Genomic DNA, 23,680 nt, shown 5'->3' with positions numbered 1-23,680 from the left:
CTTCGATAAGGAGACACCACCAGCGTGGAGACCGCAGCATGACTTCCCAAGTTCTGAAGCAGCGACCCAGGTAAAGCCACTACGGACCGCGCAGATAGTTTCCGAGAACCACCCCGGATGCCCCTGCTGGTCATCAAATTTTCAGAGCGAAACCACGGCTTTGTGAGCTGGGGTTCCTACTAAGACTACGGCGCCGAGTTGAACTCAGGCGCCGTAGGTGTCGCGGTAAAGCATTAAAGGCCTGCGACTACTATTAATACTCGCAGACGCTTTGGGCGCATCAGGTTGCGCTCTGCAGCAGCATATTCCGCACATGGCCAATGGCCTTGGTCGGATTCAGCCCTTTCGGGCAAACGCTCACGCAGTTCATGATGCCCCGGCAGCGAAACACGCTGAACGGATCATCCAAAGCAGACAGACGGTTCTCGGTCTCGGTGTCGCGGCTGTCGGCTAGGAATCGATAAGCCTGCAGCAGCGCAGCGGGTCCGAGAAACTTGTCTGGATTCCACCAGAAGGACGGGCAGCTTGTGGAGCAGCAAGCGCAAAGGATGCACTCATACAGACCGTCAAGCTTTTCCCGATCTTCTGGACTTTGCAGACGTTCGATAGCCGGAGCCGGGGTATCGTTCATCAAATACGGGCGAACCTTCTCGTACTGCTTATAGAAGATGCCCATATCGACCGCCAAGTCACGAATAACTGGCAAACCGGGTAGGGGACGAACAACCAGCTTGTTGCCTTTGACTACAGACGAGAGCGGCGTGATGCAGGCCAGCCCGTTCTTGCCGTTCAGGTTCATGCCATCGGAGCCACAAACGCCTTCGCGGCACGAGCGACGATAGGAGAAACCCTCGTCCTGCTCTTTGATAAGGGCAAGCACGTCGAGCACCATCAGGTCCTTACCGTCGGTATTGACCTGAAAATCCTGCATGTAGGGCTTTGCGTCTTTATCCGGGTTATAGCGATAAACGCTCACTTGCAACATATCGGCGACCTCAGTAAGTCCGAACCTTAGGTTCGAAAGTCGGAACAGTCTTCGGAGAGAAGTTCACGGCACGCTTTGCTACGCGCTTCTCACCCGGAAAGTACAGGGTGTGGCACAGCCAGTTTTCGTCATCACGCTCTTCGAAATCTTCGCGGGCATGTGCGCCGCGCGATTCCTTGCGATTTTCCGCAGCGATGGCAGTTGCCTCAGCCACTTCGAGCAAGTTCTGCAGTTCCAACGCTTCAATACGCGCGGTATTGAAAGCCTGGCTCTTGTCAGAAATTTTAACGTTAGCGATGCGCTGGCGAAGATCAGCAAGCTGAGCAATACCCTTCTGCATGTATTCGCCGGTACGGAATACACCAAAATAGTTCTGCATGCAGCTCTGCAGCTCTTTACGCAGTGAAGCGACGTCTTCGCCCTCTGTCCGCTCGTTCAAGCTGGCGAGACGATTCAGAGCAACGTCCAGGTCGGTTTCAGTCGCACCGCGGTGCTCGATACCATCCTTCAGAGCTTTTTCCAGATGGAGACCGGCCGCACGGCCGAAGACAACAAGGTCAAGCAGCGAGTTGCCACCCAGACGGTTGGCACCATGAACCGATACGCATGCCACTTCGCCTACCGCAAAAAGCCCGTCGATAATCTTGTCATTACCGTCGGCATCCTGGGTCATCGCCTGGCCATGAATGTTAGTGGCGATGCCACCCATCATGTAGTGACAGGTCGGAACCACAGGCACCGGAGCAGTTACAGGATCAACGTGCGCGAAGGTCTTCGACAGCTCACAGATGCCAGGTAGACGACTGTGCAGAACCTCCTCACCCAAGTGATCGAGCTTCAGCATCACGTGGTCACCATCCGGACCACAGCCGTTGCCAGCCAGGATTTCCTTGACCATCGATCGAGCAACAACATCACGGCCAGCCAGATCTTTGGCATTTGGCGCGTAACGCTCCATGAAGCGCTCGCCATGCTTGTTGATCAGATAGCCACCCTCGCCGCGGCACCCTTCTGTCACGAGTACGCCAGCACCGGCAATACCAGTCGGATGGAACTGCCACATTTCGATGTCTTGAACCGGCACACCAGCACGCAGCGCCATACCGATTCCATCACCGGTATTGATCAACGCATTGGTAGTCGATGCATAGATTCGACCGGCACCACCGGTCGCCAGCACAACAGCCTTGGAACGGATATAGACCGTTTCGCCGTTTTCGATGCAGATCGCGATGATGCCGACGATAGCGCCATCCTGGTTCTTCACCAAGTCTACGCCATACCATTCGTTGAGGAAGGACGTTCCCGCCTTCAAGTTGGCCTGGTACAGAGTATGCAGCAACGCATGACCGGTACGGTCAGCAGCTGCGCAGGTACGAGCCGCCTGACCGCCCTTGCCGTAGTCTTTGGACTGACCACCGAATGGGCGCTGGTAAATACGACCCTGCTCGGTACGGGAGAACGGCAGCCCCATATGCTCGAGTTCGAACACAGCTTCCGGACCAACTGAACACATGTATTCGATAGCATCCTGGTCACCGATATAGTCGGAGCCCTTGACGGTATCGTACATGTGCCAGCGCCAATCGTCGTTCGGGTCAGCCGAAGCGATAGCGCAGGTGATGCCACCTTGCGCGGAAACAGTATGCGAGCGCGTCGGGAAAACCTTGGTAACCACCGCCGTTTTGTGGCCACCTTGAGCCAACTGCAGCGCGGCACGCATGCCCGCGCCACCACCACCAATAATGATGGCGTCATAGGAAAGAGTACGAATGCTAGCCATGGATCAGATACCCCAAAGAATCTGCACGCCCCAGACGAAGAAAGTGAACATGGCTATGCCACACACCGCCTGGAAGAGAAAACGCACGCCGGTTGCCCACTTACCGATAGCCATGCTGGTCAGGTAGTCAGTGGAAATCGTCCACATACCAACCCACGCATGAACGCTGAGGGCAACGAGTGCAAGGAGACTGAAGATGCGCATCCACTGAGCAGAGAACAACCCATGCCACTGAGCGTAGTCCAGCCCCGGATTTGCCATGAGGTATCCGATCAGGAACAGAAAATAAGCCGCCAGGACCACCGCTGAAACGCGCTGAGCCATCCAGTCATAAAGACCCGAGCGGGAAAAGTTGGTGACATTGGTTACCATATCCAAACTCCCGCCAGAACGATCAGCACCGCCGATACGGCCAAAACGATTTTCGAGCCTAGCTTCCCGCCTTCCAGCGTTTCGCCATGGCCGGTATCCATGACCAGATGGCGCACACCGGCCACCAGGTGATACAGCAAGGCAGAGAGCAAAGCCCAGACCACCAGCTTAGCCAGCGGACTACCGAGATACGCCTTCACATCTTCAAAGCCTTCGACAGAAGACAAAGAGACATCAAGCGCAAGCAGTAGAACGGCCACACCAACAAACAAGATCACGCCGGAAATGCGGTGAAGGATTGAGGTGTAAGCAGTGATTGGGAGTTTTATTGTCCTAAGATCTAGGTTTACAGGTCGTTGGCTTTTCACGGCTTTTTATCACACTTGAGAGCCCCGAAACCGCAGGGCAAAGTTGTTGGGAAGAGCACGCAGCGGTACCCGCCACCCACGAGTGACAACCCACAGGAAACTGCCTGTAAGGCCCCTGCCGGTCGGTCGCCGATTATAAACAGTTAGGTCGCTAATGACAATGTGGTGAAGTGCCACTAAAGGCGGATGGCGCCTGGGTTTGTAATTCGCGTAAATAGCCTTTTCTGTGATGCGAATTCACCCCTAAACCCCTCTACAGCTGGCGGCTCGCCCAAATTGACTTTGTGATTTATCTCACTATAGTGATGCGGGCCCTGCGTGGGGGGCCATGATGATTCCAAGCATAAAACAGGAGGCCATACATGGCTGACAACAAAGCGCAGTTGATCATCGAAGGCGCAGACGCCATCGAACTGCCCGTTCTATCCGGCACCGTAGGGCCCGACGTAATCGACGTACGAGGCTTGACCTCCACGGGTCGCTTCACTTTCGACCCCGGCTTCATGTCCACCGCCTCTTGCGAATCCAAGATCACCTATATCGATGGTGACAAGGGTATTTTGCTACACCGCGGCTACCCGATCGAGCAGCTGGCCGAAAAAGCTGATTACCTCGAGACCTGCTACCTTCTGCTCAACGGCGAACTGCCAACAGCTGAAGAAAAAGCGAAGTTCATCAGCACCGTCAAGAACCACACAATGGTTCATGAGCAGCTCAAGTCCTTCCTTAACGGCTTCCGCCGCGACGCGCACCCGATGGCTATCATGTGCGGCGTTGTAGGCGCACTTTCAGCCTTCTATCACGACTCCCTAGACATTAACGACCCACATCATCGCGAGATCTCCGCGGTCCGCCTGGTCGCCAAGATGCCGACTCTCGCTGCCATGGTATACAAGTACTCCATGGGTCAGCCGATGATGTACCCGCGAAATGATCTTAACTACGCCGAAAACTTCCTGCACATGATGTTCAACACACCGTGTGAAGTGAAGCCGATCAGCCCGGTCCTGGCCAAAGCCATGGATCGCATCTTCATTCTGCACGCAGATCACGAGCAAAACGCATCGACGTCCACCGTACGCCTTGCCGGCTCTACTGGCGCCAACCCTTTCGCATGCATCGCGGCAGGCATTGCAGCACTTTGGGGCCCAGCACACGGCGGCGCCAACGAAGCCGTACTCACCATGCTGGATGAGATCGGTGATGTTTCGAACATTGAGGCATTCCTGGCCAAGGCCAAGGACAAGAACGACCCGTTCAAGTTGATGGGCTTCGGTCATCGCGTGTACAAAAATTTCGATCCACGCGCAAAGGTGATGAAGCAGACCTGCGACGAAGTACTGAGCGAACTCGGCATCAACGACCCGCAGCTTGAACTCGCCATGAAGCTTGAAGAGATCGCCCTGAATGATCCCTACTTCGCCGAACGCAACCTTTATCCGAACGTTGACTTTTACTCCGGCATCATCCTCAAGGCGATTGGCATTCCGACTAGCATGTTTACAGTGATCTTCGCACTGGCACGCACAGTCGGCTGGATATCGCACTGGAAAGAAATGATTGCGATGGGGCAGAAGATCGGTCGCCCACGCCAGCTGTACACTGGCCACCCGCAGCGCGACCTGCCTCGCTAAGTTAGAGCAAAGCGCCAACCTGAAGTAGGCCTATAGGCCTTCAGGATAAGGCACCCTCAGACGCCCGGCGCCGCACGCCGGGCGTTTTCTTGTTAGGCAAAGCAAGTTATCCCACAGTGCATTTTGCGGATCAAATACACGCAAACCTACGTATTTATCGTAAGCACGTCGGCCGCCAAGGCAACCATCTCACCCTCATCGAGCCACACCGCCAGCCCCCTCCTTCCCAGGTCAATAGCCGAAACCAACCTGGCAACCCGGCTAGTGTAGTGGTCTACTGATCCCAGACACCGATTTTGGCGAAAATCCTCGCCATCAAGAGGTGCTCGATGAGCAAGCAACGACGTACGTTTTCCACCGAGGCAGCTGCCTTGGCACTAGATCAGGGCTACAGCCATATCGAGGCCTGCCGTTCGCTGGGCGTCGTGGACTCGGCATTACGCCGCCGGGTGAAACAACTCCAAGACGAGCGCCAGGGCGTTACCCCAAATAGCAAAGCACTGACACCCTAGCAACAGAAACTCCAAGAGCTAGAGGCCAGGATCAATCGGCTGGAGCGGGAGAAAGCAATATTAAAAAAGGCTACCACTCTCTTGATAGGACGAACTCGATCGTACGCGCCGATAGACCACTTGAGTGAGCAGGAGCCGGTAGAAGTGGTCTGTTCAGCCTTCGATGGGACGCGGTCTTGCTACTAGGCCCGTCGCCTTCGACGTCGCCTTCGACGTCGCCGTGTCGATGCTCGCCGCGTCGCGCTACGTAGTCGGGCCAGCGAGTTGTTTAGCCAAAGCCGAGGCCTGGCTGGCAGCCGAAGCATCCTGGGCATGCCGCACGAGGACGGCGTGGCGATTGGCCGTTTCCGTGTGCGTAGACTGATGCGTGAGTTGAGGCTGGTCAGCAAGCAGCCGAGCGCACACGCCTACAAGCAGGCCACGGTTGAGCGCCCGGGATATCCCGAATCGGCTGAATCGCGATTTCGCTGTCCAGCGCCCGAACCAAGTGTGGTGCGGCGACATCACCTACGTATGGGTGCAAGGTTGTCGGCACTACCTGGCCGCAGTGCTGGATCTGCACACGCGTCGGGTGATTGGCTGGGCGTTCTCCGCCAAACCGGATGCCGAGCCGGTAATCAAAGCCCTCGATATGGCCTACGAGTAGCGCGGCAAGCCAAAGCAGATGCTGCTCCATTCGGATGCAGCAGAGCATGAGCCGCCGAGGAAACTGCTGGGACAACTCGCCGATGGAGCGCCTGTTTCGCAGCTTAAAGTCAGAGTGGATTCCGGCAACTGGCTACCTGACGGCACAGGAAGCTCAGCGGGACATCAGCCACTACCTGATGCACCGCCACAACTGGATCAGACCGCATCAGTGCAACGGCGGGCTACCACCGGCGGTGGCCGAAGAGAAACTTAACCCACTGCCCGGGACGGGTTGACCACTACATAGAGCTCTCTGGCGACAAGTTCGCAAACAGGCGATCCATGCTGTTTCCCTTTGCCCAAGCGATACAGGTGGCGATTCGAGCCCAAACATAGCTCAGCCCGCGCCCAGCAGCTTGACGAGGGGTTTTGCTGGTATTTTGCAGGCCCCAGAAATAAAAAAATCCAGCCACCGCGAGGTGACTGGATTTTTTAGGTTTTTTTGGTCGGGACGGAGTGATTCGAACACTCGACCCCTTGCACCCCATAAAGGTAATTCATGATCCATTACCTTACAAAGAAATCCAAAGCAAGAGATGTAACCCAGTAAAAACAGGCCATCCAGGGATTTCTCTGTCCAATCGCATGCAATAGGATACCAAGCAAGCCTACGAGAAACGGTGACCAAACGGTGACCGGGATTGGCGAGGATGCGATGGCTACGATTACCGACAAACAAATGAATGCAAAGCCAGATAAGCCGACTTGGCTAATCGAAGATGCGCCGCGTGGTTGCGGTCGCTTCATGGCAAGGCTACGACCGAATGGGGAACGCCATTTTTACTTTCGCTACACGAGCTCAAGCAGTGAGCGCATTTTCCTTCCGCTTGGGGTGTATGACCCAGCCGGGGTAGATGGATTAACCCTAAAGGAAGCCCGGACGAAGGCAGGCGAGCTTTCGCGTCTCTATCAGGGTGGAATTCGCGATCTGCGGGAGTACATTCAGGCCGAAGAAGATGATCGAAAAGCGGCTCGTGAAGCAGAGCAAGCCCGAGTTGCAGCCGAGAAAGCCGCTGCAGAAGAAGCACGGGCTCGACAAGCCGCCAGAAAGACCGTCCAAGACCTATTTGATCACTGGGCCAAGGTTGATTTGATCAACCGTAAAGACGGCGGAGATGAAGTACGCCGCATGTTCAATAAGGACGTCTTGCCACTCCTAGGCAGCATACCTATCGATGAGGTAAAGAAAGGCCATATCACCGAAGTGACGGACGCTTTGCTTGCCCGTGGCGTAAATCGGATGGCCAAGATGATCTTCAGCCTTATGCGGCAAATGTTCCGATTCGCCGTTGATAGGGACTTAATCGATCACGACCCTACCGCTAGCATCCGCAAAGCGAAGATTGGTGGCAAGGACGTTGAACGAGACAGGGTGCTGAACGACGAAGAACTTCGTGCTTTAGCGAGGCAAGCACCAGCAGCCGGTCTGCTCCCCTCGACAGAGGCAGCAATCTGGATTGCGCTCTCTACCTGCTGCCGTATTGGCGAACTAATAAATGCTCGTTGGGATAATGTCGATCTGGATACCGGTATTTGGCTTATCCCCCCAGAAGACAGCAAAAATGGAAAGGCTCACAGTATCAGCCTCTCCAAATTTGCGATTCAACAATTCGAAAAAATCAAAATTTTATCTAACAAAAGTCAATGGTGTTACCCCAATACAAAAAATACCGGCCCTGTCTGTTCGAAGACCGTGACCAAACAATTGGGGGACAGGCAGCGCCAAACAAACCAAAAAGTAATGAGCAACCGCAGCGCCAACGCTCAAGCTTTAATTCTAAAAGGAGGAAAATGGACTCCACACGATCTAAGGCGGACAGGTGCAACTTTGATGACTGCGCTGGGTGTTATTCCTGAGGTAGCAGAGCGATGCCTAAATCATACCGAAGAAAATAAGGTGAAACGAACATACCAACGTCACAGCTATACAAAAGAAATGGCTAATGCTTGGAACATCCTTGGCGACCACTTATCAAATCTCCTTCAAAAAGATGATTCACATTTTAATGGCTAGCTCAGAATCTGGACTAAAGAATGGAAAACAGCAATAGCCAAATAATACCTATCACAGAAATTCGGAAAGAATATAAACTCTCAGAGTCAGAGCTGAAAGAAAATCTTATTCAATTAAAAATAGACCTTTTAGTTCGTCGCCCTGGAAATTGTGATATTTACACATCCGGCTCAGCAATCATTCTAAATTCAAATGAACCAAAAACCATAAAAGACCATTACAAGAAGCGAAAAGGGACACCATTTAGCGACGAGCATGACTCCTGCAACAAGCTAAGCGAAAATGTGCTCTTTTTAACTATATCCCTCACAGATTGGCTTGATGCGATAAGTTTCGGCAAGACGTTAGTAAATAAATTCCAATCAATTTACCTTCAGACAACTGAAGGAACACTTACAAAAAAATCAGCACAACAGTTATTTAGAAATGCTCACTCGCCACTTACACCAATATTTATTGACTCAGGAGTATTTCTGTCATCACGAGCAGGAGAGCCATCATTAATAGATTTCCCTTTAACCGAAAACGACATCCATATAACGTCTGACGCATATAGCTCACTAAAGGCCAAACTAACTGGCGACACAAATAGCGAGGCAAACTCAACTATCAAAGACTACTGGATGTCCGAAAAGCTCTTAGTTCTCAACAGAGCGTCTGATTTATTCTTTTCAAGAATAAACCATAACAATCGAGATGAAATTCTCAAAAATATTGAAGACTGGCTAAGCGAAAAATGGAACACCCCTAAAGCTCGCCTTATTGAGCAAGCAGCCTTATCTGTGATCCCAGATGAGCTTTATCGATCAGCCCCAAAAAAAACAAGCAACAAAGTAACTGGTAATCATCGATCAAGCGCACTAACCATAATCAACGAAACTGCAAAAGCTGTCGAAGATAATTTCTTGAAGAAAGGCGGAAGGCGGGACAAAGCACAAACAATAGAAAGCGAACTCATCAATAAACACGGATTCACAAAAATTATGGCTACCGCAGCCACCACCATCATCAGCTTAAAAGTAAAAAAGACAAACAAATAACAGCCTTTAAAGTTCAGAAGCAACCAATCTATAGAGCTTTCTAGGGCGCCCTCTCTTCACTGTATTCTTCTTGGGCATATTACCTCTAAAGAAAGCTCTCCCTTTACATGGAGACAAACGAACCCAGTAATCAATTTTAGTAAGATAAGATGCCACACGATTTTTTAAAGCATCTCTACACCTCGTCTGATCAAAATTAATCATACCTATTCCCAAGTGCCGATATTTCGTCTTCACAGCGTTACAGTTAAAATATGTCCCTGCGCCAGCTGTGACAGAATATTTCCAATGCTCTCCCACCATTTTGCCCAATACACCATCTTGACGACGAACTGAACCGTTATAGAACAATAACAGATGGAGATGAAACCCTTTCAACTGCCCATACTCAAGCTTGCAGGCGAATCCAAGAAGGCTATCAGCTGGCTTTCCCTTGTAAAGATCCCTTTGCATCGCAGCCCAATGCGCTTTCACAAGAGCTAGCTTTTCATCAAATCTATCGTCTTTGTTAAAGAAGTCGGCGCGATAAGAAAGATCAACTCTGACCACAAGCAACCTAGAGTGCTTATCGAAAAGTGCATCTATGTAACTATCCAAGCTGTCTGATCTTTTTTTTGATGCCTTATAAAACCGGCCTTTCAATTTTTTGAAAGCCTTGCCGGACATCTCACTTCGTGCAAAGCAAACGAGACGGTTCATTGCTTCTGAAAAGACCACAGCATCCTTATCAATCAACCTCTCCCAACCATCAAACATAAATGATTCATCGAGACGCTTAATGCATTTATAAAAAACCTCAATGTAAGGATTGACCTCATGAACTGGAAAATGATAATCAAACTTATATACACCTTGAAGTAAACTCAACACAAAATCATTCCCCAGCCTTTTAGCTTTTATCCTCACAACCCCTCTCTCAATGAAGCATGTAAAAAGATTACTCTCTTTACAAATCTCCAAGCGCCTCATCATTTTTTCAATCCTACGCAGATCAAGCAACAAGCTTTCCTCTAGCCTTAGTAGAGGAATCTCTTCAAGATCCTCTACTATCAATCCTGTTACACCTTCATAATCAATCCAGTCTTTATCCTCATACATCATGAATCACCATTACCTCTAACAATGCCATGATGTTGGCATCATGGCATTAAGCATTAATGTAAAGCATCATTGAACTAGATAACCATATGGCTATAGTTAATTAACTATTAAATTAAATAGTAAACCAAAAATTAATACCAACAAGATGCTCATGAATTTAGAGTATTCACAACAAAACTTTGAAGGCAGAGAGGTCCAATCAGACTTAGATCGTTGAGAAGTTAGTGGAATTCACGTAAATCGGTATGGCCGGCATAACGCCCTGCCTTGGGCTGACATCCACATAAATTGTCTTATCACCAGGCCATGAACAATATTGTACAACTCCATTACTTACGAGATAACCAAGCAATCTATCAATAGTATCTTTCTTTCTAAACTTAACCGGTCCATACTGCCTAATATAATTTTTTTTAATCACCCGCCTACCAGACATTCGCAACGTATCTAGCCAAACATCCAACTCTCGCGCGTCAAAATTCTCCCTGGCTGCACAGCTAAATAATTTTATAAAATTATCTGAGTACCACTTAGCGACACCCTCGGCTGCTTTCAGCGTACTGATTGAGATATTTCCAGTAAACCCTTCAAAATAGTGGAACAACGCTGCCAGTCGACAAATTACATCCGCAAGTTTTGAAGCATGATCTCCCAACCCATCCATCAATCCATTTTTGCAAATCTTTGATTCGATTTCATTTGCAATGCCTATCCAATACCGAGAAGCATCATCATCAAAATGTATTAGATCCCTTCCAAAAGCCTTAGCTTCAAATTTCTTCAAATTTCTTACCAGAAGTTGTTCAATGCGCTCATTGAATTTATCCACACACGACCATGTCGCTGTTACACCGTCAATAAACCTGGTGCCTTGCTTAGATTGAGGGCGGCATAATAAGAATCTTGCCAACAGTCCGGAGCCTCTTGACTGCTCTCCCTTATTTTTCATGTACTCTGAAAAAGCACTGTCTTGCACCATCATTGAAACTGTCAACCGCCCTCCAATAAGCTGAAAGCTTTCTGATGCCTTACGATCAACCGTAATACTATCTCCACTCCAAATTGTATTTTGCTTTGAAAGATCGTTAAAAGCTCGACCACCTAGAACCGCTCCCCCCTCACTAGAAACCAAACCCGCCGCAGGCAAGTTTTTATACATTCCATAAAACAGAGCTTCAGATGTTGAGTCCTCATAAAGTATTTTGAATTCTTTTGGCCTCACTGGAAACTCACGACCTAGCGTAACTAGTGCCTCTTCAGCCTCCTTAGTCGATAGTCCTTTCGACATTTGTTTTTCAATATTCCTTAGAACCGCTTTACGCCTAACGGACCAACCGTCATGCGCCGCCCTCCAATCCTGCAGCTTTGCGGAGAACGCCACGGCCTGTTTGGATTGAAACTCCCTAATAGATCTTAAAAAAACGTTGTCAGCCGTAGACTTTCTTTCTCCTGAATTCGCTATAGCTAAAAGCATCAAGGAAACAGGAACCTTCTGATTGTTCGGCTTATTTACGTCTATGAGCCCCTGCAAAGCTATGGAGGCTGCTGTTAATGCAGCATTCAAAAGCAGCCCTCTCGGCGCTTGTATATTGCGCTCCGCCTCATTTATTGCAGAGCTCAACAACGGCAGCGAACTAATTGAAATTCGATCATCGTCTAGCACAACATCACACTCTTTATTCCACTTTTCACCTCTATAGCTCATACCTTTCTCCAGTTGACATTAGACCTACTTACCCATCCCCAATAGCAATCTATTGCGCACCGTTTTCCCTTGATGAAACTATGCACTTCTCAATCCATAAATCTATTTCGGATTCTATCCATCGTACTGCCCCACTCCCAACACGCACCTGCCTTGGAAATTTCTCATCGTAGTGCGGTGAACTTGCATCTAGCTTGTTGTAAATAGTTGACCTTGAAAGTCCTGTTCGATTTAAAACATCTCTAAGACGAAGCATTACCAATGGCTCTAATCTTTTGCTGGACATAATTGCGTTCTCCTTTTGATTGGTTGCGCAGATCCTATAAGCCATGAATCTAGATCCAAAGAAAAATGAGCTAACGTTGCCTAACGTTATGAATTTTGAAAAGGGTAAACAGCATTCCAGCTACTAATAGCTGGAATAGCCATCAAACCTCAGAGCCGTGAGTTCCTAGTTTTGTAGGCCAAACCTGATTCAAAAAGATTTAAGAGATGTATTACCCATAGGAAGACGGGCACGAAAGGCTCGTTTCTACCTTTGGGTATCTTCTTTTGAACAGGAGTCTGAATGATGAGTATTTGCTGTCCTTCCTGCGGTTCTCTTCGAGTCGTGGCTCGCAATCATGGTCGCAAGATCGGCGGTGCTGTCGGTGCCGTTGGCGGTACAGCGAGCGGAGCAGCCGGCGCTATGGCCGGTGCAAAAAGCGGCGCTCTTATTGGGGCTTTCGCTGGTCCAGTAGGGATGACGCTGGGAAGCCTAGCGGGCGCGATTCTAGGTGGCCTGGCAGGTGGAACTGCCGGGGGCCTTGCCGGAGCCAAGATGGGTGAGGAGATCGATTCTCACGTACTCGACAATTATGAGTGTCACCACTGCGGCACTGCTTTTACACAAAGTGATCGCTGACTCCCTTTACCAATCAATGAAACGTTATGACGTATAAACCATAAAGGAGTACTGCAATGGCTCATCTCGTCGAAGCCATGGCCTACGCTGGCGCCACCCCTTGGCACGGCCTAGGCAACAACCTGCCGCAGAAACAACCTATTGAAATCTGGCAACGTGAAGCCGGCATGGACTGGCAAATCCTGGAAAGCCCTGTGCACTTCAAATCGGATGCCATCGGTCACTTGGGCACGATCCATTCCTTTCCGGAACAGAAGGTGCTCTACCGTTCAGATACTAAGGCTCCGCTTTCGGTGGTCTCCAATCGTTATCAAACAGTGCAGCCACGCGAGGTACTGGAGTTCTACCGGGATCTCACCGAGGTCTCCGGCTACGAGCTGGAAACCGCTGGTGTGCTCAAGGGTGGGCGCAAGTTCTGGGCGCTTGCACGCACTGGGCAAGGCACGGCGATCAAGCGTAACGACCAGGTCAACGGCTATCTGCTTTTGGCTACGTCGTGCGACGGTACCTTGGCCACCACCGCAACGCCGACCACTGTTCGCGTGGTGTGCAACAACACCCTGACCATCGCCCTGGACAGCACCAGCCGAGCGATCAAAGTGCCGCACAACACTCGCTTCGATCCGAATATGGTAAAGAAGCAGCTCGGTATAGCCGTCTCGCAATGGGACGACTTCATGTACCGCATGCGCCATCTGGCTGAGCGCAAGGTGCAGTGGCATGAGGCAATGGGCTTCTTTATTAACGTCATGTGCGAGGTCAGTCCGACCAGCCAGCTTCCTGAACAGCTGCCCAACGAGCGCGCCCTGCGCAAGGTTCAGGAGCTGTTCGAAGGCCGTGGCCGGGGCAGTCAGCTGGAGTCGGCCAAAGGCACTGCATGGGGTTTGCTCAATGCCGTGACCGAATACGTAGATCACGAGCGGCGTGCACGCAGCACCGAATACCGGCTGGATTCTGCTTGGTTTGGCCAAGGCGCACAGATCAAGCAACGCGCCCTGGATGCAGCCCTGCAACTCACTGCCTAACCCGCCCCATCTCAACCGTATCGCCCGGTCAGCTTCACGCTGGCTGGGCGTTTTTATGTCTGCAGGAGAAGCATGATGTCAGCCATTTCATTGAACCGCAGCCCCAGCAACTCCCGACCAGCTCTACGCCTGATCAGCACCAAGGAATTGCCTCGCGAAGACTGGCTGCAGATCCGCAAGCAAGGCATCGGCAGTTCCGATGCAGCTGCAGCCGTCGGCCTCAACCCCTACAAGTCGCAGCTGGAGCTGTGGCTGGAAAAGACCGGACGCGATACCGGACTGCCAAAAACCGATCCTGATGATGAGGACAGCCCAATGTACTGGGGCAACGTCTTGGAACCCATTGTGGCGTGGCACTACAGTAAGCGCACCAAAAACAAGGTCCGCCGCGTCAATGCCGTACTGCAGCACCCTGATCCGGAGCTGTCCTGGATGCTGGCCAATATAGACCGAGAGGTTATCGGTGCCGACGACGTGCAGATCCTCGAATGCAAGACAGCCGGCATAAACGGGGCACGCCTCTGGAAAGAGGGCGTGCCGGAATATGTGCAGTTGCAGGTGATGCACCAGCTCGCCGTTACAGGCAAGCAGGCTGCCGATGTGGCGGTTGTGCTCGGTGGGCAACACCTGGAGATTCATCGCATTGAGCGAGATGAGCAGATGATTGCTCGCCTGATCGAGCTCGAACACCGTTTCTGGCAGTACGTGGAAACGGATACCCCACCACCCGCTGACGGTTCAGCTTCGGCCGAGACCGCTCTACGCTGCCTGTTTCCAACGGATTCAGGCGAGACCGTTGATTTCAGCGGTCATGCTGGATTGTCAGCGGCTTACATTGAGCTCAAAGCACTGCGCCAAGCGATTGCCGATAAGGAAAAGCGTGAAGCCCAGCTCAAGCAGATGCTGCAACAGGCCATGGGCGAAGCGGGTCGGGCTGATTTCACCGGCGGATACATCAGTTGGCGTAAAGCCAAAGACAGCATCGGCTTCGACGTGGCCCGGCTACTCAAGGAGAGACCGCACCTAAAAGCCAAATATTCGCTGATCAAACCCGGCGCACGGCGTTTCTTGGTCGGCTAATTTCAACCTCTTCATCACTCCCCCCCTAGGCCAGCCCATGCAGTTCGCGCTGTGTGGCTGGCCTTTTTTCATTTCCAGGAGAACCACCATGCTCAAAGGTCTGGCTATTACTCCGCCGGTGCTCGGGCGGATTTCCATCGGCAAGGTCATCGAAAAGAACGGCAAGCGCCTGCCGGAAAAGGACGATCAATTCACCATCACTTCCCAGGTACAGAGCCGCGACGGTTGGCTAGTGCATCCGCTCAATGATGAGCTGCGCCAAGGTAAAGACGACAAGCTGCGCAGCATTCCGGTACGTCTTTTGTTCAATGAACCGGAGCTGAATTTCCGAGCGGATTACACACTTTTTGACCGGCAATCGGGTCGCCCCGTTTGCGTAGGCAATGGCGAGACCTGCAAGCGGGTTAACCAGGACGGCATGCAGGTACTGCCCTGCCCTTCACCGGATGCCTGCTCGCTGGCTAAAGGCGGTGCCTGCAAGCCGTATGGCCGGCTGAACGTGGTCATTGGCGACGAGGATCCGCTGGGCAGCTTTGTGTTCCGCACCACCGGCTTCAACAGTATCCGCACCCTGGCCGCTCGCCTTCACTACTTCCAGGCCATCTCCGGCAACCGCTTGGCTTGCCTGCCGTTAGAGCTGCGACTACGCGGCAAGTCCACTCGCCAGAGCCACGGCACGCCGATCTTCTACACCGACCTGACAGTACGCAGCTGCATGGACATGACTGAGGCGCTGCGCTTGGCCGGTGAGCTCGATGAACAGCGGCAAGCGGCGGGTTTCGATCAGAACGCGCTAGACGAAGCGGCAAAGCGCGGTTTCGGCAACGGCGCCTTCGAGGACAGCGAGGAAGACGTCGGCGCCATCGTCGAGGAGTTCTTCCCCGCTGAAAGCAGCAGCGATGAGCACCGCTCTAGATCCACCACTCACCCCTCGGGCAAGCCCAGCCTGGCTGAAAAGCTAGAAGCCCAGCACCAATCCCTGAATGCCTGAGCTGACCACCCTGCCAAAGGAGCTGATGATGAGACTGCACAAAATCAAGGCCGGCGAGACCGCTGGCACCTACCTGATCGAATCGCCGGTCACCGAAGCCGACATCCTACTGATGGCCAAACAGCTGGCCAGCTTACGCCTGCGCCGGGGACGACAACTGACCGCGCCACGGGATGTATTCAGCCACCTGCAGGCCGTGCTGGAGGCCTATGAATACGAAGTCTTCGCTCTGCTGATGCTGGACAGCAAGCACCGGGTCATTGCCTTCCACGAGCTGTTCAGGGGCACCTTGGATGGTGCAAGCGTCTACCCCAGGGAAGTCGTCAAGATTGCTCTGGAGCACAACGCTGCTGCCATGATCCTGGTTCACAACCATCCTTCCGGCGATCCCGAACCTAGCCAGGCGGATCGCGCGCTGACCATCAATCTAAAGGAAGCGCTGAGTCTGGTCGGGGTGCGAACTTTGGATCACGTCGTCGTCAGCCAGGAAGGCTGCGTGTCGCTTGCGGAACAGGGCTGCTTATAAGAGCAACCGAATCCAATACGGCGCTTCCGGCAGTACCTTGGGTCGGTCGTGTGCCAGCCCAACAGCGATTCGGAATTCTGGATGAACTAGCGTGAGCAGCCGCTCGGTTGCTCACGCTAACCGCGGCATCTTTTTTTTGCGCGTTCGCATTACGTGGGCGTGATAAAGCGTGCAGACGGCACCCATGCGTATTTTCGAAACCGAGGCATACTGGCCGCCGATGCAGAAGATAGGTCGGCCTAGCATGACTGGATAACCGATACGACCCAGCCACGGGCCATATCGGCACCGACACTATACGGAAGCTAGAGCAGGTCTCGCGACGGTCCCCGGAAGCTCCAGGGCCTTGAGTTTCTGCTGAACAAGCCTGACTCTCTCCCTGCTGGCCCGTATTTCATCGCTCTTTCCGTCTATTTCCGCGACGATTTTCTCGAACTGTTTGATCTGTGGAGCGAAGAATTCAAACACTCGCTCATCGTTACCAAGCACATCATATATGTCTTTGAAAGCATCCTTGATTAGTTCGGCAATCGAAGCCTTTGTCTGCAAAAGCTCTTGCTCTAGTTCACGCTCCTTATAGGCTCCGTAAAGATCTGCCCCAAGCGTAAAGGCCGCGCCCGCCGGCCCCGCCCACTTGGAGATATTCCCCGCTAGCTTTGTTGCTTCCCACGGCTTGAATTTATAGACGTAACCCGTCAGCTTGCCGAGTGTGTCGCGTGCGACAAATATGGTGGCCTTGATAGCCTCAGGGCTTACGCCTGCAAGGCTCTTTGCGGCTCCGCCCAATGATTTGAGTGCGCCCTGCCCCATGGAGCTGACAAAGCTCTCGCTTGAGTTGAGCTGGCTTCCAATATCCCGCGAAAGGCGGCTGGTCACAGCAGACGACATGTCGAAGAACCTGTCGATCACGGTCTTGATTTGACCATGCAATATGTACCCTGCGCCTTGTTCAGAATAACCAATCTCGTCGTCGAGAAAGCCCCGAATATCCTCGAGCGCCAGCGGTCGCAGCCGCCCTAGCAAACGACTTTCGAGCCCCCGAAGCTCGTTGAAGGCTTCTCCGGCCAAACGCTTTACCTCGCGTCTTCCTTGGCTGATATCGTCCCTGATGCGAGCAGACTCCTGTTCATTCTGCTTAGCAAAAACCTCCAACTCCATCAACTGACCTTCTGCATAGGCCACTCTCTGGCCCACCAGATCCCTGACGACGTCCAGTCCCGTCTTAGCAATAAGCACTTCGGGCACGTTCGTTTTAAGAATCTGACCGGTCACAGCCTTGAGATCGTTTATTCGGGAACGACTTTCATACTGCTCGGGCTTACCGAACCAGAAATTCAGGCCGCGGCCATTTGGGTTGGAGGCAATGCAACAGATGTTTAGGCGAGCCATCTCGTCAGGACTGAGGTTCGCAGCTCTCTGCAGCTTCGCCTTGAGGTTGTCTTTTTTTATGACGGCCTGTTCCTGGAACAGAGCCTGCTCGGTGAGATCCGTAACCTCGTCCATCTTGTTAATCACGAACACGGTCGAGGTCAGCTTGTTGAGGTCGCGCAGTACCCACCTGACTATATCGGTGTGACTGTCCTTCAAAGGATTGGTCGCATCCACCACGTACAGAACAAGGTGAGCCTCGGATATGTAACGTTTGGTGACGTCCTCATACATCACCTGCTCCCCATCAATATTCTTTTCCTTATCGCCAAAGAGACCGGGTGTATCGACGATCTCACACTTGTCCGGCAAACCCTCGGGCTTATAAATCGCCAGGCGGTCGGAAGACTCATCCATGTCGATTTTCATGTCATCCATCACCTTCCCAAGCCAAGCGGCGATGACGCTGGTTTTCCCATCGGAAAACGCCCCGAGCAATGCAACTCGGAGCACATCGGACCGAACAGACTGCAGGGCCGAAGCAATCTTTTGAAGATCGTCGTCTACATCGATGCCAACCTTGCCAAGCTCAACCACGACTTCGCGGAGATTTTCGAGCGTATCGATGGCAGCCTGCTTTTCAATATTGAACTGCTTGAATTGTTCCATATGGCATCTTCTCTAAGTTTTCTTTTAACTTTGTCATCATCGCGATCTGTTTTTCGAGTATCTTCTCTGGCCGACGCAAGCTGTCATACAGATCATCTACCTGGGAAAGCATGTCCTTGTAGAAGGCGCCTTCGATTGTGACTACGAGACTTTCAACCTCCTTTTCTAGCCCCTGCAGGACTTCGTCCTGAACTTCCTCAATCTTTTCTCTCACCTGCGACTGGGCCTTTCTGATGCGTTTGTCCTTGCCGCCAAACAAGCTCACCAGACTCATGAGCAGTCCAATCGCCGCACCTACTGCCGCCCCGATTGCATTGCCTACTCCCGGAAAAGCGCTACCAATACCGAAACCGGCCATCGCATAGCTGCCGATCTGAAAGGCCATCGAACCAAAATCAAGGAGCCCGAGTCCCCAACCCAAGTCGTCTTTGCTCTCTAGTGCCCACTTGTGGCCCGCCTTAAGATCCACACGTTGTTGAAACTCAACACGTTGAACATCCTCAATCAAACGTGTCATTGCCTGCTGAAGCAGTTGCTGCAACTGCTCAACATTTTCAACCAGATTTTTTTCCACCCCCTTGGCAGCATCCTTCTGGAGTTTCCTGTAGGCTCGACCGATCTCATCCTGGATACGCTCACCCTCACCGAAGTGCTCGGCGACAATTTCGTCAGACCTATCAATCAGATCGTTAAACAGCCCAATCCACATAGTTTTTCGGCCGGCATAGACCAGTCGCTTGAAGCTCTTGAGCGATTCATCAAAGGCAGAGCGGCATTTTTCGAACTCGGGCTCAATGCTGAGCATGAAGGCCCGATGCCCATTCAGGCATTCATGGAGAACGGTCAAGTTCTCGGCAAGCAACTCTCTCACCTTGATTTTGTTGCTTTCGACAATGTCGTCTCTAAACGTATCGATTCTGCTATGCAGGACTTGAGCGACAGCCTTTATCTGGCTGAATTCATACATTTGCCTCGTCGAACCGAAGTACTTCAGGTAATTGCGCTGCTGAATGACTAGGTCACGATTACGGGTGGGATCAATGGTTGTACTGGCCGTCTTCGCGTCGTAGGCCAGCGAAGAGAAGGCCAGCAAACCCTGTACGCAATGGCCCGACAGCAGAACCTCTGTTCCTAACACCGACTCCAGTACTTCAACCGTCTGCTCCAACGCAGCGCCAGCTCCACCCTGCTGCGCCAGTGAAAGACGATCCTCCTCGAATTCATACGCATCGGCACTGCCGCGCACATTGAATAGGGGGCAGACTTTCGTACCGCGACGTAGATACGAGCGGATCTTTTCTGCCGTGGCCCTTTCCGGTTTTTTGTGCGTTCCGTTGACGTAGAAAACCAGATGCGCCCTGGCAATCGCCTTGCGAACCTCGTCAACGTACCGCGCCTCATCACCCTCAATCCCCGGAACATCGACAAGCAGAAAGGTCTTATCCCTGTAGTTGAGGGTGTACGTCGTATTGCCCTTGGTGAAATCGGCTTCACCGGTTCCGATGATAGAGCCATCTACCCGACGTGCCGATTGCCTGTGCCGTTCGAACTCGACCAGCAGCTGCGTCAGCCTGGGAAGGTCATCATTGAGCAATGGCCGTAGCACCGGTGAAGCGGCTTTTAACACTATTTGCTTCGGGCTTTCGGGCACAGGTGCCGGAACCGGAGTATTGCGCGTAGCGGCATCGAACAGATCGCCGAACTCCTCAGGACGCCCCATCTCAACCCCCGATCAGCATGCTGAAGATTGCATAAGCGCCTGCTCCAGCTGCGAGACCTGCCGCCGCAGCGAGCGCCAGCATTCGCCTGACTCTTGCGCTCATATCTTCCCGAGCAATCTTCAGGCGAGCCTCCGCCTCATCTTGAACAATCGCGGAAAGCTGCCTTGTGCTCTCGCGAATGGATGCAATCTCGGCGGCGTGCTCGGCGTAAACTTTGTTCAGTCCGGCACGCACCCTTTCAATGTGTTCAAGCAGCGCGCACTCGAAGGAAGCGAGGTTTTGATCGTTCTCCTCCAAAAGCTTCCGGCGTGACTCCTCCTTGAACAGGATCCGAAGCGATTCGATGATCGTGCTCTTGCCCGCGTTTGTTTCACCAAAGAACGCCATGGTGAATCTGTCCCATTCAGCATGCTCTTCAAGAAACTCCAATTCCTGATCGAACCCTTCCTGTATTCCACGAAGTCTGAGCATCATGTTGCTCAGTTGTTGCTGGCCGTCTTTATGGTCCACCTTTAGCTCAGCAATGTCCGCCATGGCATTGGCTATGCTCTGGGACACATCGCTATATAAGCGGCTGAAATTTTCGGCGGTGCTGGTCATTATCATGCTCTCTAATTAAATTGCGCAGCGGTCTAGCCGGGCGATTAGGGTGCTCTAGGCTCTGTACAAAAAGTCGATCAGCCTTGGAAAGAAGAGCTGAAGCGGCCTCGAAAAATGCTTTCAGACTCAAGATTCGGCATGTTTCGCTCGTTCTTGAGGCTTGTAGATCAGTTCAAGTCTTTCCGCAGCAAAACCTAACGCAGCGGCGTATCGGTCCCGCTTTCGGTCGTTCGGTACATCTTGCGCAGAGACTCAAGTCGCTGCCTTATTTCGTCCACCCAGACTTGGGGCGCATGTACGTGAATCTGGTCGTTCAGCCCGAAAATCCACCAAAGCGTTTCCCTATCCAGTGGCACATGTGCGACGAGCCGTGGCCAATCACTACCGGAGCGCACGCTAATAGTTTGCTCACAGCTCAACGGCGTCTCTCTCAGCAGGGCGGCGAGCTGAGGGTGGACATCGGCAATGAGTTCGACCTGCTCATCGCCCTCGCGTAAATTGAAAACGCCACTCGCGATGTATCGGTCAACATCGAAGTCTTGATGACGATCGGCAGCGAGGTTGAGGATTTCGGCTTGGTGAATACGGTGAAGCGCAAATTGGCGGAGATCACCGTAGCCCTCGACGGAACCCAGCAGGTAGCTGATAGAGTGACGGGAAACTAGGCCTGCTGGATATATTCGGAGACTCGTCAGCGCCTCCTTGCTGCGGCTGCAATAGCCAATTTGAAGCTGTCTCTGCGTCAATAGCGCCTCAGACACGATTCCCCATACGCCAGGTACCAGCTGTGCCGGCAACAGCGTTTTGCCGTTGGGCAATGCCCGTACACGACGCGCCCAGTCCGCCAGACCGTTCCGACCCAGACCGTCGAGGTAGTTGCGTGCTCTGTGAAACTGCGGGCGCAACTGATCAATCACACCTTGGGGAAGAAGCGTCGCAAGATGGCTTTCGGACAAATAGAGCGCCAATGCGGTTGGCGTATCCATCTCCAAGAGGTTCAGCGGCGCATTGCGAGTGAAGCTCCAGCGAAAAGGCGTCTCGCTGTCGTCGCATTGCAGAGAGAACGGTGTAGAGAGTCGATGCAGGTCGCGCTGAATTGACCGGAGCGTGACAGAGAAGCCACGGTCCCTTAATTTCTCTAACAAGGTAGGCGTAGCAATCCGTCGAGGCTCGGTTGGAATCAACCGTAGCAGAGCGAAAAGCCGGAGTAGCGTATCCTTCGCTTCAGACATAGAAATCCTTAAGGTCTGCTTGCGCGCCAGAATCGCAGCGTCAAATAATAGCAATCGTATCAAGCCCCGATATCACAGCGCCATCACACAAGTGCAGCAGCTAAGGAAACGCATCAAGTCTCGAGCTCATACGCCGTGGGGGGCCAGCTCCAGCACGCCTCGTTGGTTGCGCTGTAACGCCATACCGGGCGAAGCAAGCCCGAGAAGAGCTAAACGCAACCTCAGCAGGCGCTCAGCCACCCTCACTTCACGAATGCAACCGGAAGAACTGCTCGAGCCGGGCCTTTAGTATCTCCCGCTGCGAAGCAGGTACGTGCTTCAGCGACTCGCTTCCACACTTAGGACACTGGGTGAACCAGTCGCGCCCTATGACAAGCGCATCACTTAGCGGGATAGTAGTTTTTGTCCAGGAGCAACGGGTGCACATGAAGGTAAAGGGGTGGGGTTGTCTTGGCATCTCGAACGCTCGTAACCAATTGGTGCAGTCAAGCTAATCGAAGCAGGCGACAGACGGTGTCGCAGGTGCTGCTGCTTAATCACCCTGAACGGATGCTCGACTTTGGATCGTGTCTGCGCCTTGGCTGTTCTTGATCTTGCGCTCGGCCTTGTAAAGGGCACTGCGTTTGCTCAAATGCGTGTAGCTGCTGCTCGGGGCTGCGATCTGCCAGATGACCTCGCGCCCTTCACCCTCGGGGCGCTTCTCCACTCCAATGTATCCCGCGTCAGCACAGGCCACGCTGTCCGGCGCGCCCGCCACGCTGTGCACCAGCCCCGACTCGTCATCCACACCGATGTGGGCCTTCATGCCGAAGTAGTACTGGTTGCCCTTCTTGGTCTGGTGCATCTCCGGGTCGCGCTTGCCGTCCTGGTTCTTGGTCGAACTGGGTGCATGGATCAGCGTGGCATCGACGATAGTGCCCTGGCGCAGCGACAGGCCGCGATCCCCCAGGTAGCCATTGATTACGCCGAGGATGCCGGCTGCCAGCTCATGTTTCTCCAGCAAGCGACGGAAGTTGAGGATGGTGGTTTCGTCGGGAATACGCTCCAGGTTCAGCCCGGCAAACTGGCGTAAGAACGTGGTCTCGTACAGCGCCTCCTCCATCGCCGGATCGCTGTAGCCGAACCAGTTCTGCATCAGATGTACACGCAGCATCGCCATCAGCGGATACGCTGGACGGCCCCTTCACCCTTGGGGTAGTGCGGCTCGATCAGGGCAACCAAACCCCTCCACGGCACCACCTGATCCATCTCGATCAGGAACAACTCGTTACGGGTCTGCTTGCGCTTGCCGGCGTACTCGGCGTCTGCAAAGGTCATTTGCTTCATCGGGAAACTCAGGCAACGGGATCGGCTATTTCACCAG

General features: G+C 52.7%; 18 protein-coding genes and 2 pseudogenes. 8 read left to right on the top strand and 12 right to left on the bottom strand.

Annotation, left to right across the window (positions count from 1 at the left end; genetic code table 11):
• Positions 1-280: 280 nt before the first annotated feature.
• From ACSSNI_RS04315 to sdhC, 4 genes are read right to left on the bottom strand one after another with little or no spacing between them, the layout of a single operon-like run.
• The gene (locus ACSSNI_RS04315) at positions 281-985 is read right to left on the bottom strand and encodes a succinate dehydrogenase iron-sulfur subunit (protein ID WP_045426311.1); all 705 of its coding nucleotides are present in this window, start codon (positions 983-985) and stop codon (positions 281-283) included.
• Between the two features lie 10 nt (positions 986-995).
• On the bottom strand, positions 996-2,768 hold the full coding sequence (gene sdhA, locus ACSSNI_RS04310) for a succinate dehydrogenase flavoprotein subunit (protein ID WP_200639449.1): 1,773 nt from the start codon (positions 2,766-2,768) through the stop codon (positions 996-998).
• A gap of 3 nt (positions 2,769-2,771) precedes the next feature.
• A complete protein-coding gene (sdhD, locus tag ACSSNI_RS04305) occupies positions 2,772-3,140 on the bottom strand; it encodes a succinate dehydrogenase, hydrophobic membrane anchor protein (RefSeq protein WP_200639448.1) in 369 nt (122 codons plus the stop codon).
• Positions 3,134-3,508 (bottom strand): succinate dehydrogenase, cytochrome b556 subunit, encoded by a 375-nt coding sequence (sdhC, locus tag ACSSNI_RS04300; RefSeq protein ID WP_159968054.1) that lies wholly within the window; start codon positions 3,506-3,508, stop codon positions 3,134-3,136. Before sdhC ends, sdhD begins: the two co-directional genes overlap by 7 nt.
• 362 nt (positions 3,509-3,870) lie before the next feature.
• On the opposite strand from sdhC, the gene gltA reads away from it, so the two are divergent.
• From gltA to ACSSNI_RS04280, 4 genes and pseudogenes are all read left to right on the top strand, one after another.
• The gene (gltA, locus tag ACSSNI_RS04295; protein ID WP_200639447.1) at positions 3,871-5,142 is read left to right on the top strand and encodes a citrate synthase; all 1,272 of its coding nucleotides are present in this window, start codon (positions 3,871-3,873) and stop codon (positions 5,140-5,142) included.
• A gap of 329 nt (positions 5,143-5,471) precedes the next feature.
• Positions 5,472-6,577 (top strand): annotated as a pseudogene (locus ACSSNI_RS04290) (IS3 family transposase).
• A gap of 419 nt (positions 6,578-6,996) precedes the next feature.
• A complete protein-coding gene (locus tag ACSSNI_RS04285; RefSeq protein WP_010794541.1) occupies positions 6,997-8,355 on the top strand; it encodes a tyrosine-type recombinase/integrase in 1,359 nt (452 codons plus the stop codon).
• A 20-nt stretch (positions 8,356-8,375) separates the two neighbouring features.
• Positions 8,376-9,395 (top strand): hypothetical protein, encoded by a 1,020-nt coding sequence (locus ACSSNI_RS04280; protein WP_146029399.1) that lies wholly within the window; start codon positions 8,376-8,378, stop codon positions 9,393-9,395.
• A 6-nt stretch (positions 9,396-9,401) separates the two neighbouring features.
• On the opposite strand, the gene ACSSNI_RS04275 is transcribed toward ACSSNI_RS04280, so the two are convergent.
• The 3 genes from ACSSNI_RS04275 to ACSSNI_RS04265 all read right to left on the bottom strand — a co-directional run bounded on the left by ACSSNI_RS04275 (position 9,402) and on the right by ACSSNI_RS04265 (position 12,457).
• Complete coding sequence (locus ACSSNI_RS04275) at positions 9,402-10,493, bottom strand: YagK/YfjJ domain-containing protein (RefSeq protein ID WP_448258973.1); 1,092 nt, start codon at positions 10,491-10,493, stop codon at positions 9,402-9,404.
• A gap of 208 nt (positions 10,494-10,701) precedes the next feature.
• Positions 10,702-12,201, bottom strand: a complete 1,500-nt coding sequence (locus ACSSNI_RS04270; protein ID WP_375666568.1) for a YfjI family protein — start codon at positions 12,199-12,201, stop codon at positions 10,702-10,704.
• Positions 12,202-12,250: 49 nt separating this feature from the next.
• Entirely contained in the window at positions 12,251-12,457 is a 207-nt protein-coding gene (locus ACSSNI_RS04265) for a helix-turn-helix transcriptional regulator (RefSeq protein WP_003298461.1), read from the bottom strand.
• 704 nt (positions 12,458-13,161) lie between these two features.
• Here ACSSNI_RS04265 and ACSSNI_RS04260 point away from each other — a divergent pair.
• The 4 genes from ACSSNI_RS04260 to radC all read left to right on the top strand — a co-directional run bounded on the left by ACSSNI_RS04260 (position 13,162) and on the right by radC (position 16,727).
• Positions 13,162-14,130 carry a DUF932 domain-containing protein gene (locus ACSSNI_RS04260; protein WP_102829205.1) on the top strand — a complete coding sequence of 323 codons (969 nt, stop codon included), beginning with the start codon at positions 13,162-13,164 and terminating at the stop codon, positions 14,128-14,130.
• 75 nt (positions 14,131-14,205) lie between these two features.
• Positions 14,206-15,210 (top strand): YqaJ viral recombinase family nuclease, encoded by a 1,005-nt coding sequence (locus ACSSNI_RS04255; protein WP_102829206.1) that lies wholly within the window; start codon positions 14,206-14,208, stop codon positions 15,208-15,210.
• 88 nt (positions 15,211-15,298) lie between these two features.
• The gene (locus tag ACSSNI_RS04250; protein WP_102829207.1) at positions 15,299-16,201 is read left to right on the top strand and encodes a recombination directionality factor; all 903 of its coding nucleotides are present in this window, start codon (positions 15,299-15,301) and stop codon (positions 16,199-16,201) included.
• Positions 16,202-16,229: 28 nt separating this feature from the next.
• Positions 16,230-16,727 (top strand): RadC family protein, encoded by a 498-nt coding sequence (gene radC / locus ACSSNI_RS04245; protein WP_448258972.1) that lies wholly within the window; start codon positions 16,230-16,232, stop codon positions 16,725-16,727.
• Positions 16,728-17,021: 294 nt separating this feature from the next.
• On the opposite strand, the gene ACSSNI_RS04240 is transcribed toward radC, so the two are convergent.
• From ACSSNI_RS04240 to ACSSNI_RS04220, 5 genes and pseudogenes are all read right to left on the bottom strand, one after another.
• A complete protein-coding gene (locus tag ACSSNI_RS04240) occupies positions 17,022-18,764 on the bottom strand; it encodes a LeoA/HP0731 family dynamin-like GTPase (RefSeq protein ID WP_102829208.1) in 1,743 nt (580 codons plus the stop codon).
• Positions 18,736-20,484: a P-loop NTPase family protein gene (locus tag ACSSNI_RS04235; RefSeq protein WP_232249129.1), complete on the bottom strand. Its 1,749-nt coding sequence runs from the start codon at positions 20,482-20,484 to the stop codon at positions 18,736-18,738. Before ACSSNI_RS04235 ends, ACSSNI_RS04240 begins: the two co-directional genes overlap by 29 nt.
• 1 nt (position 20,485) lies before the next feature.
• Positions 20,486-21,085 (bottom strand): OLD family protein, encoded by a 600-nt coding sequence (locus ACSSNI_RS04230; RefSeq protein WP_003298470.1) that lies wholly within the window; start codon positions 21,083-21,085, stop codon positions 20,486-20,488.
• Positions 21,086-21,279: 194 nt separating this feature from the next.
• Positions 21,280-22,317, bottom strand: coding sequence for a helix-turn-helix transcriptional regulator (locus ACSSNI_RS04225; protein ID WP_010794547.1), 1,038 nt, complete (start codon positions 22,315-22,317; stop codon positions 21,280-21,282).
• A gap of 525 nt (positions 22,318-22,842) precedes the next feature.
• Positions 22,843-23,643, bottom strand: a pseudogene (locus ACSSNI_RS04220) (IS5 family transposase); the annotation flags it as partial.
• Positions 23,644-23,680 lie beyond the last annotated feature (37 nt).

Source organism: Stutzerimonas tianxiuensis (genome assembly GCF_053470365.1).
The sequence above is the reverse complement of the archived record's forward strand: the minus strand, read 5'-3'. Positions and strand labels throughout refer to the sequence as shown.

Coding starts and splice junctions, on each gene's coding strand:
- ACSSNI_RS04315 (WP_045426311.1), bottom strand. CDS start 985: ATGTTGCAAGTGAGCGTTTATCGCTATAACCCGGATAAAGACGCAAAG.
- sdhA (WP_200639449.1), bottom strand. CDS start 2,768: ATGGCTAGCATTCGTACTCTTTCCTATGACGCCATCATTATTGGTGGT.
- sdhD (WP_200639448.1), bottom strand. CDS start 3,140: ATGGTAACCAATGTCACCAACTTTTCCCGCTCGGGTCTTTATGACTGG.
- gltA (WP_200639447.1), top strand. CDS start 3,871: ATGGCTGACAACAAAGCGCAGTTGATCATCGAAGGCGCAGACGCCATC.
- ACSSNI_RS04285 (WP_010794541.1), top strand. CDS start 6,997: ATGGCTACGATTACCGACAAACAAATGAATGCAAAGCCAGATAAGCCG.
- ACSSNI_RS04280 (WP_146029399.1), top strand. CDS start 8,376: ATGGAAAACAGCAATAGCCAAATAATACCTATCACAGAAATTCGGAAA.
- ACSSNI_RS04275 (WP_448258973.1), bottom strand. CDS start 10,493: ATGTATGAGGATAAAGACTGGATTGATTATGAAGGTGTAACAGGATTG.
- ACSSNI_RS04270 (WP_375666568.1), bottom strand. CDS start 12,201: ATGAGCTATAGAGGTGAAAAGTGGAATAAAGAGTGTGATGTTGTGCTA.
- ACSSNI_RS04265 (WP_003298461.1), bottom strand. CDS start 12,457: ATGCTTCGTCTTAGAGATGTTTTAAATCGAACAGGACTTTCAAGGTCA.
- ACSSNI_RS04260 (WP_102829205.1), top strand. CDS start 13,162: ATGGCTCATCTCGTCGAAGCCATGGCCTACGCTGGCGCCACCCCTTGG.
- ACSSNI_RS04255 (WP_102829206.1), top strand. CDS start 14,206: ATGTCAGCCATTTCATTGAACCGCAGCCCCAGCAACTCCCGACCAGCT.
- ACSSNI_RS04250 (WP_102829207.1), top strand. CDS start 15,299: ATGCTCAAAGGTCTGGCTATTACTCCGCCGGTGCTCGGGCGGATTTCC.
- radC (WP_448258972.1), top strand. CDS start 16,230: ATGAGACTGCACAAAATCAAGGCCGGCGAGACCGCTGGCACCTACCTG.
- ACSSNI_RS04240 (WP_102829208.1), bottom strand. CDS start 18,764: ATGGAACAATTCAAGCAGTTCAATATTGAAAAGCAGGCTGCCATCGAT.
- ACSSNI_RS04235 (WP_232249129.1), bottom strand. CDS start 20,484: ATGGGGCGTCCTGAGGAGTTCGGCGATCTGTTCGATGCCGCTACGCGC.
- ACSSNI_RS04230 (WP_003298470.1), bottom strand. CDS start 21,085: ATGACCAGCACCGCCGAAAATTTCAGCCGCTTATATAGCGATGTGTCC.
- ACSSNI_RS04225 (WP_010794547.1), bottom strand. CDS start 22,317: ATGTCTGAAGCGAAGGATACGCTACTCCGGCTTTTCGCTCTGCTACGG.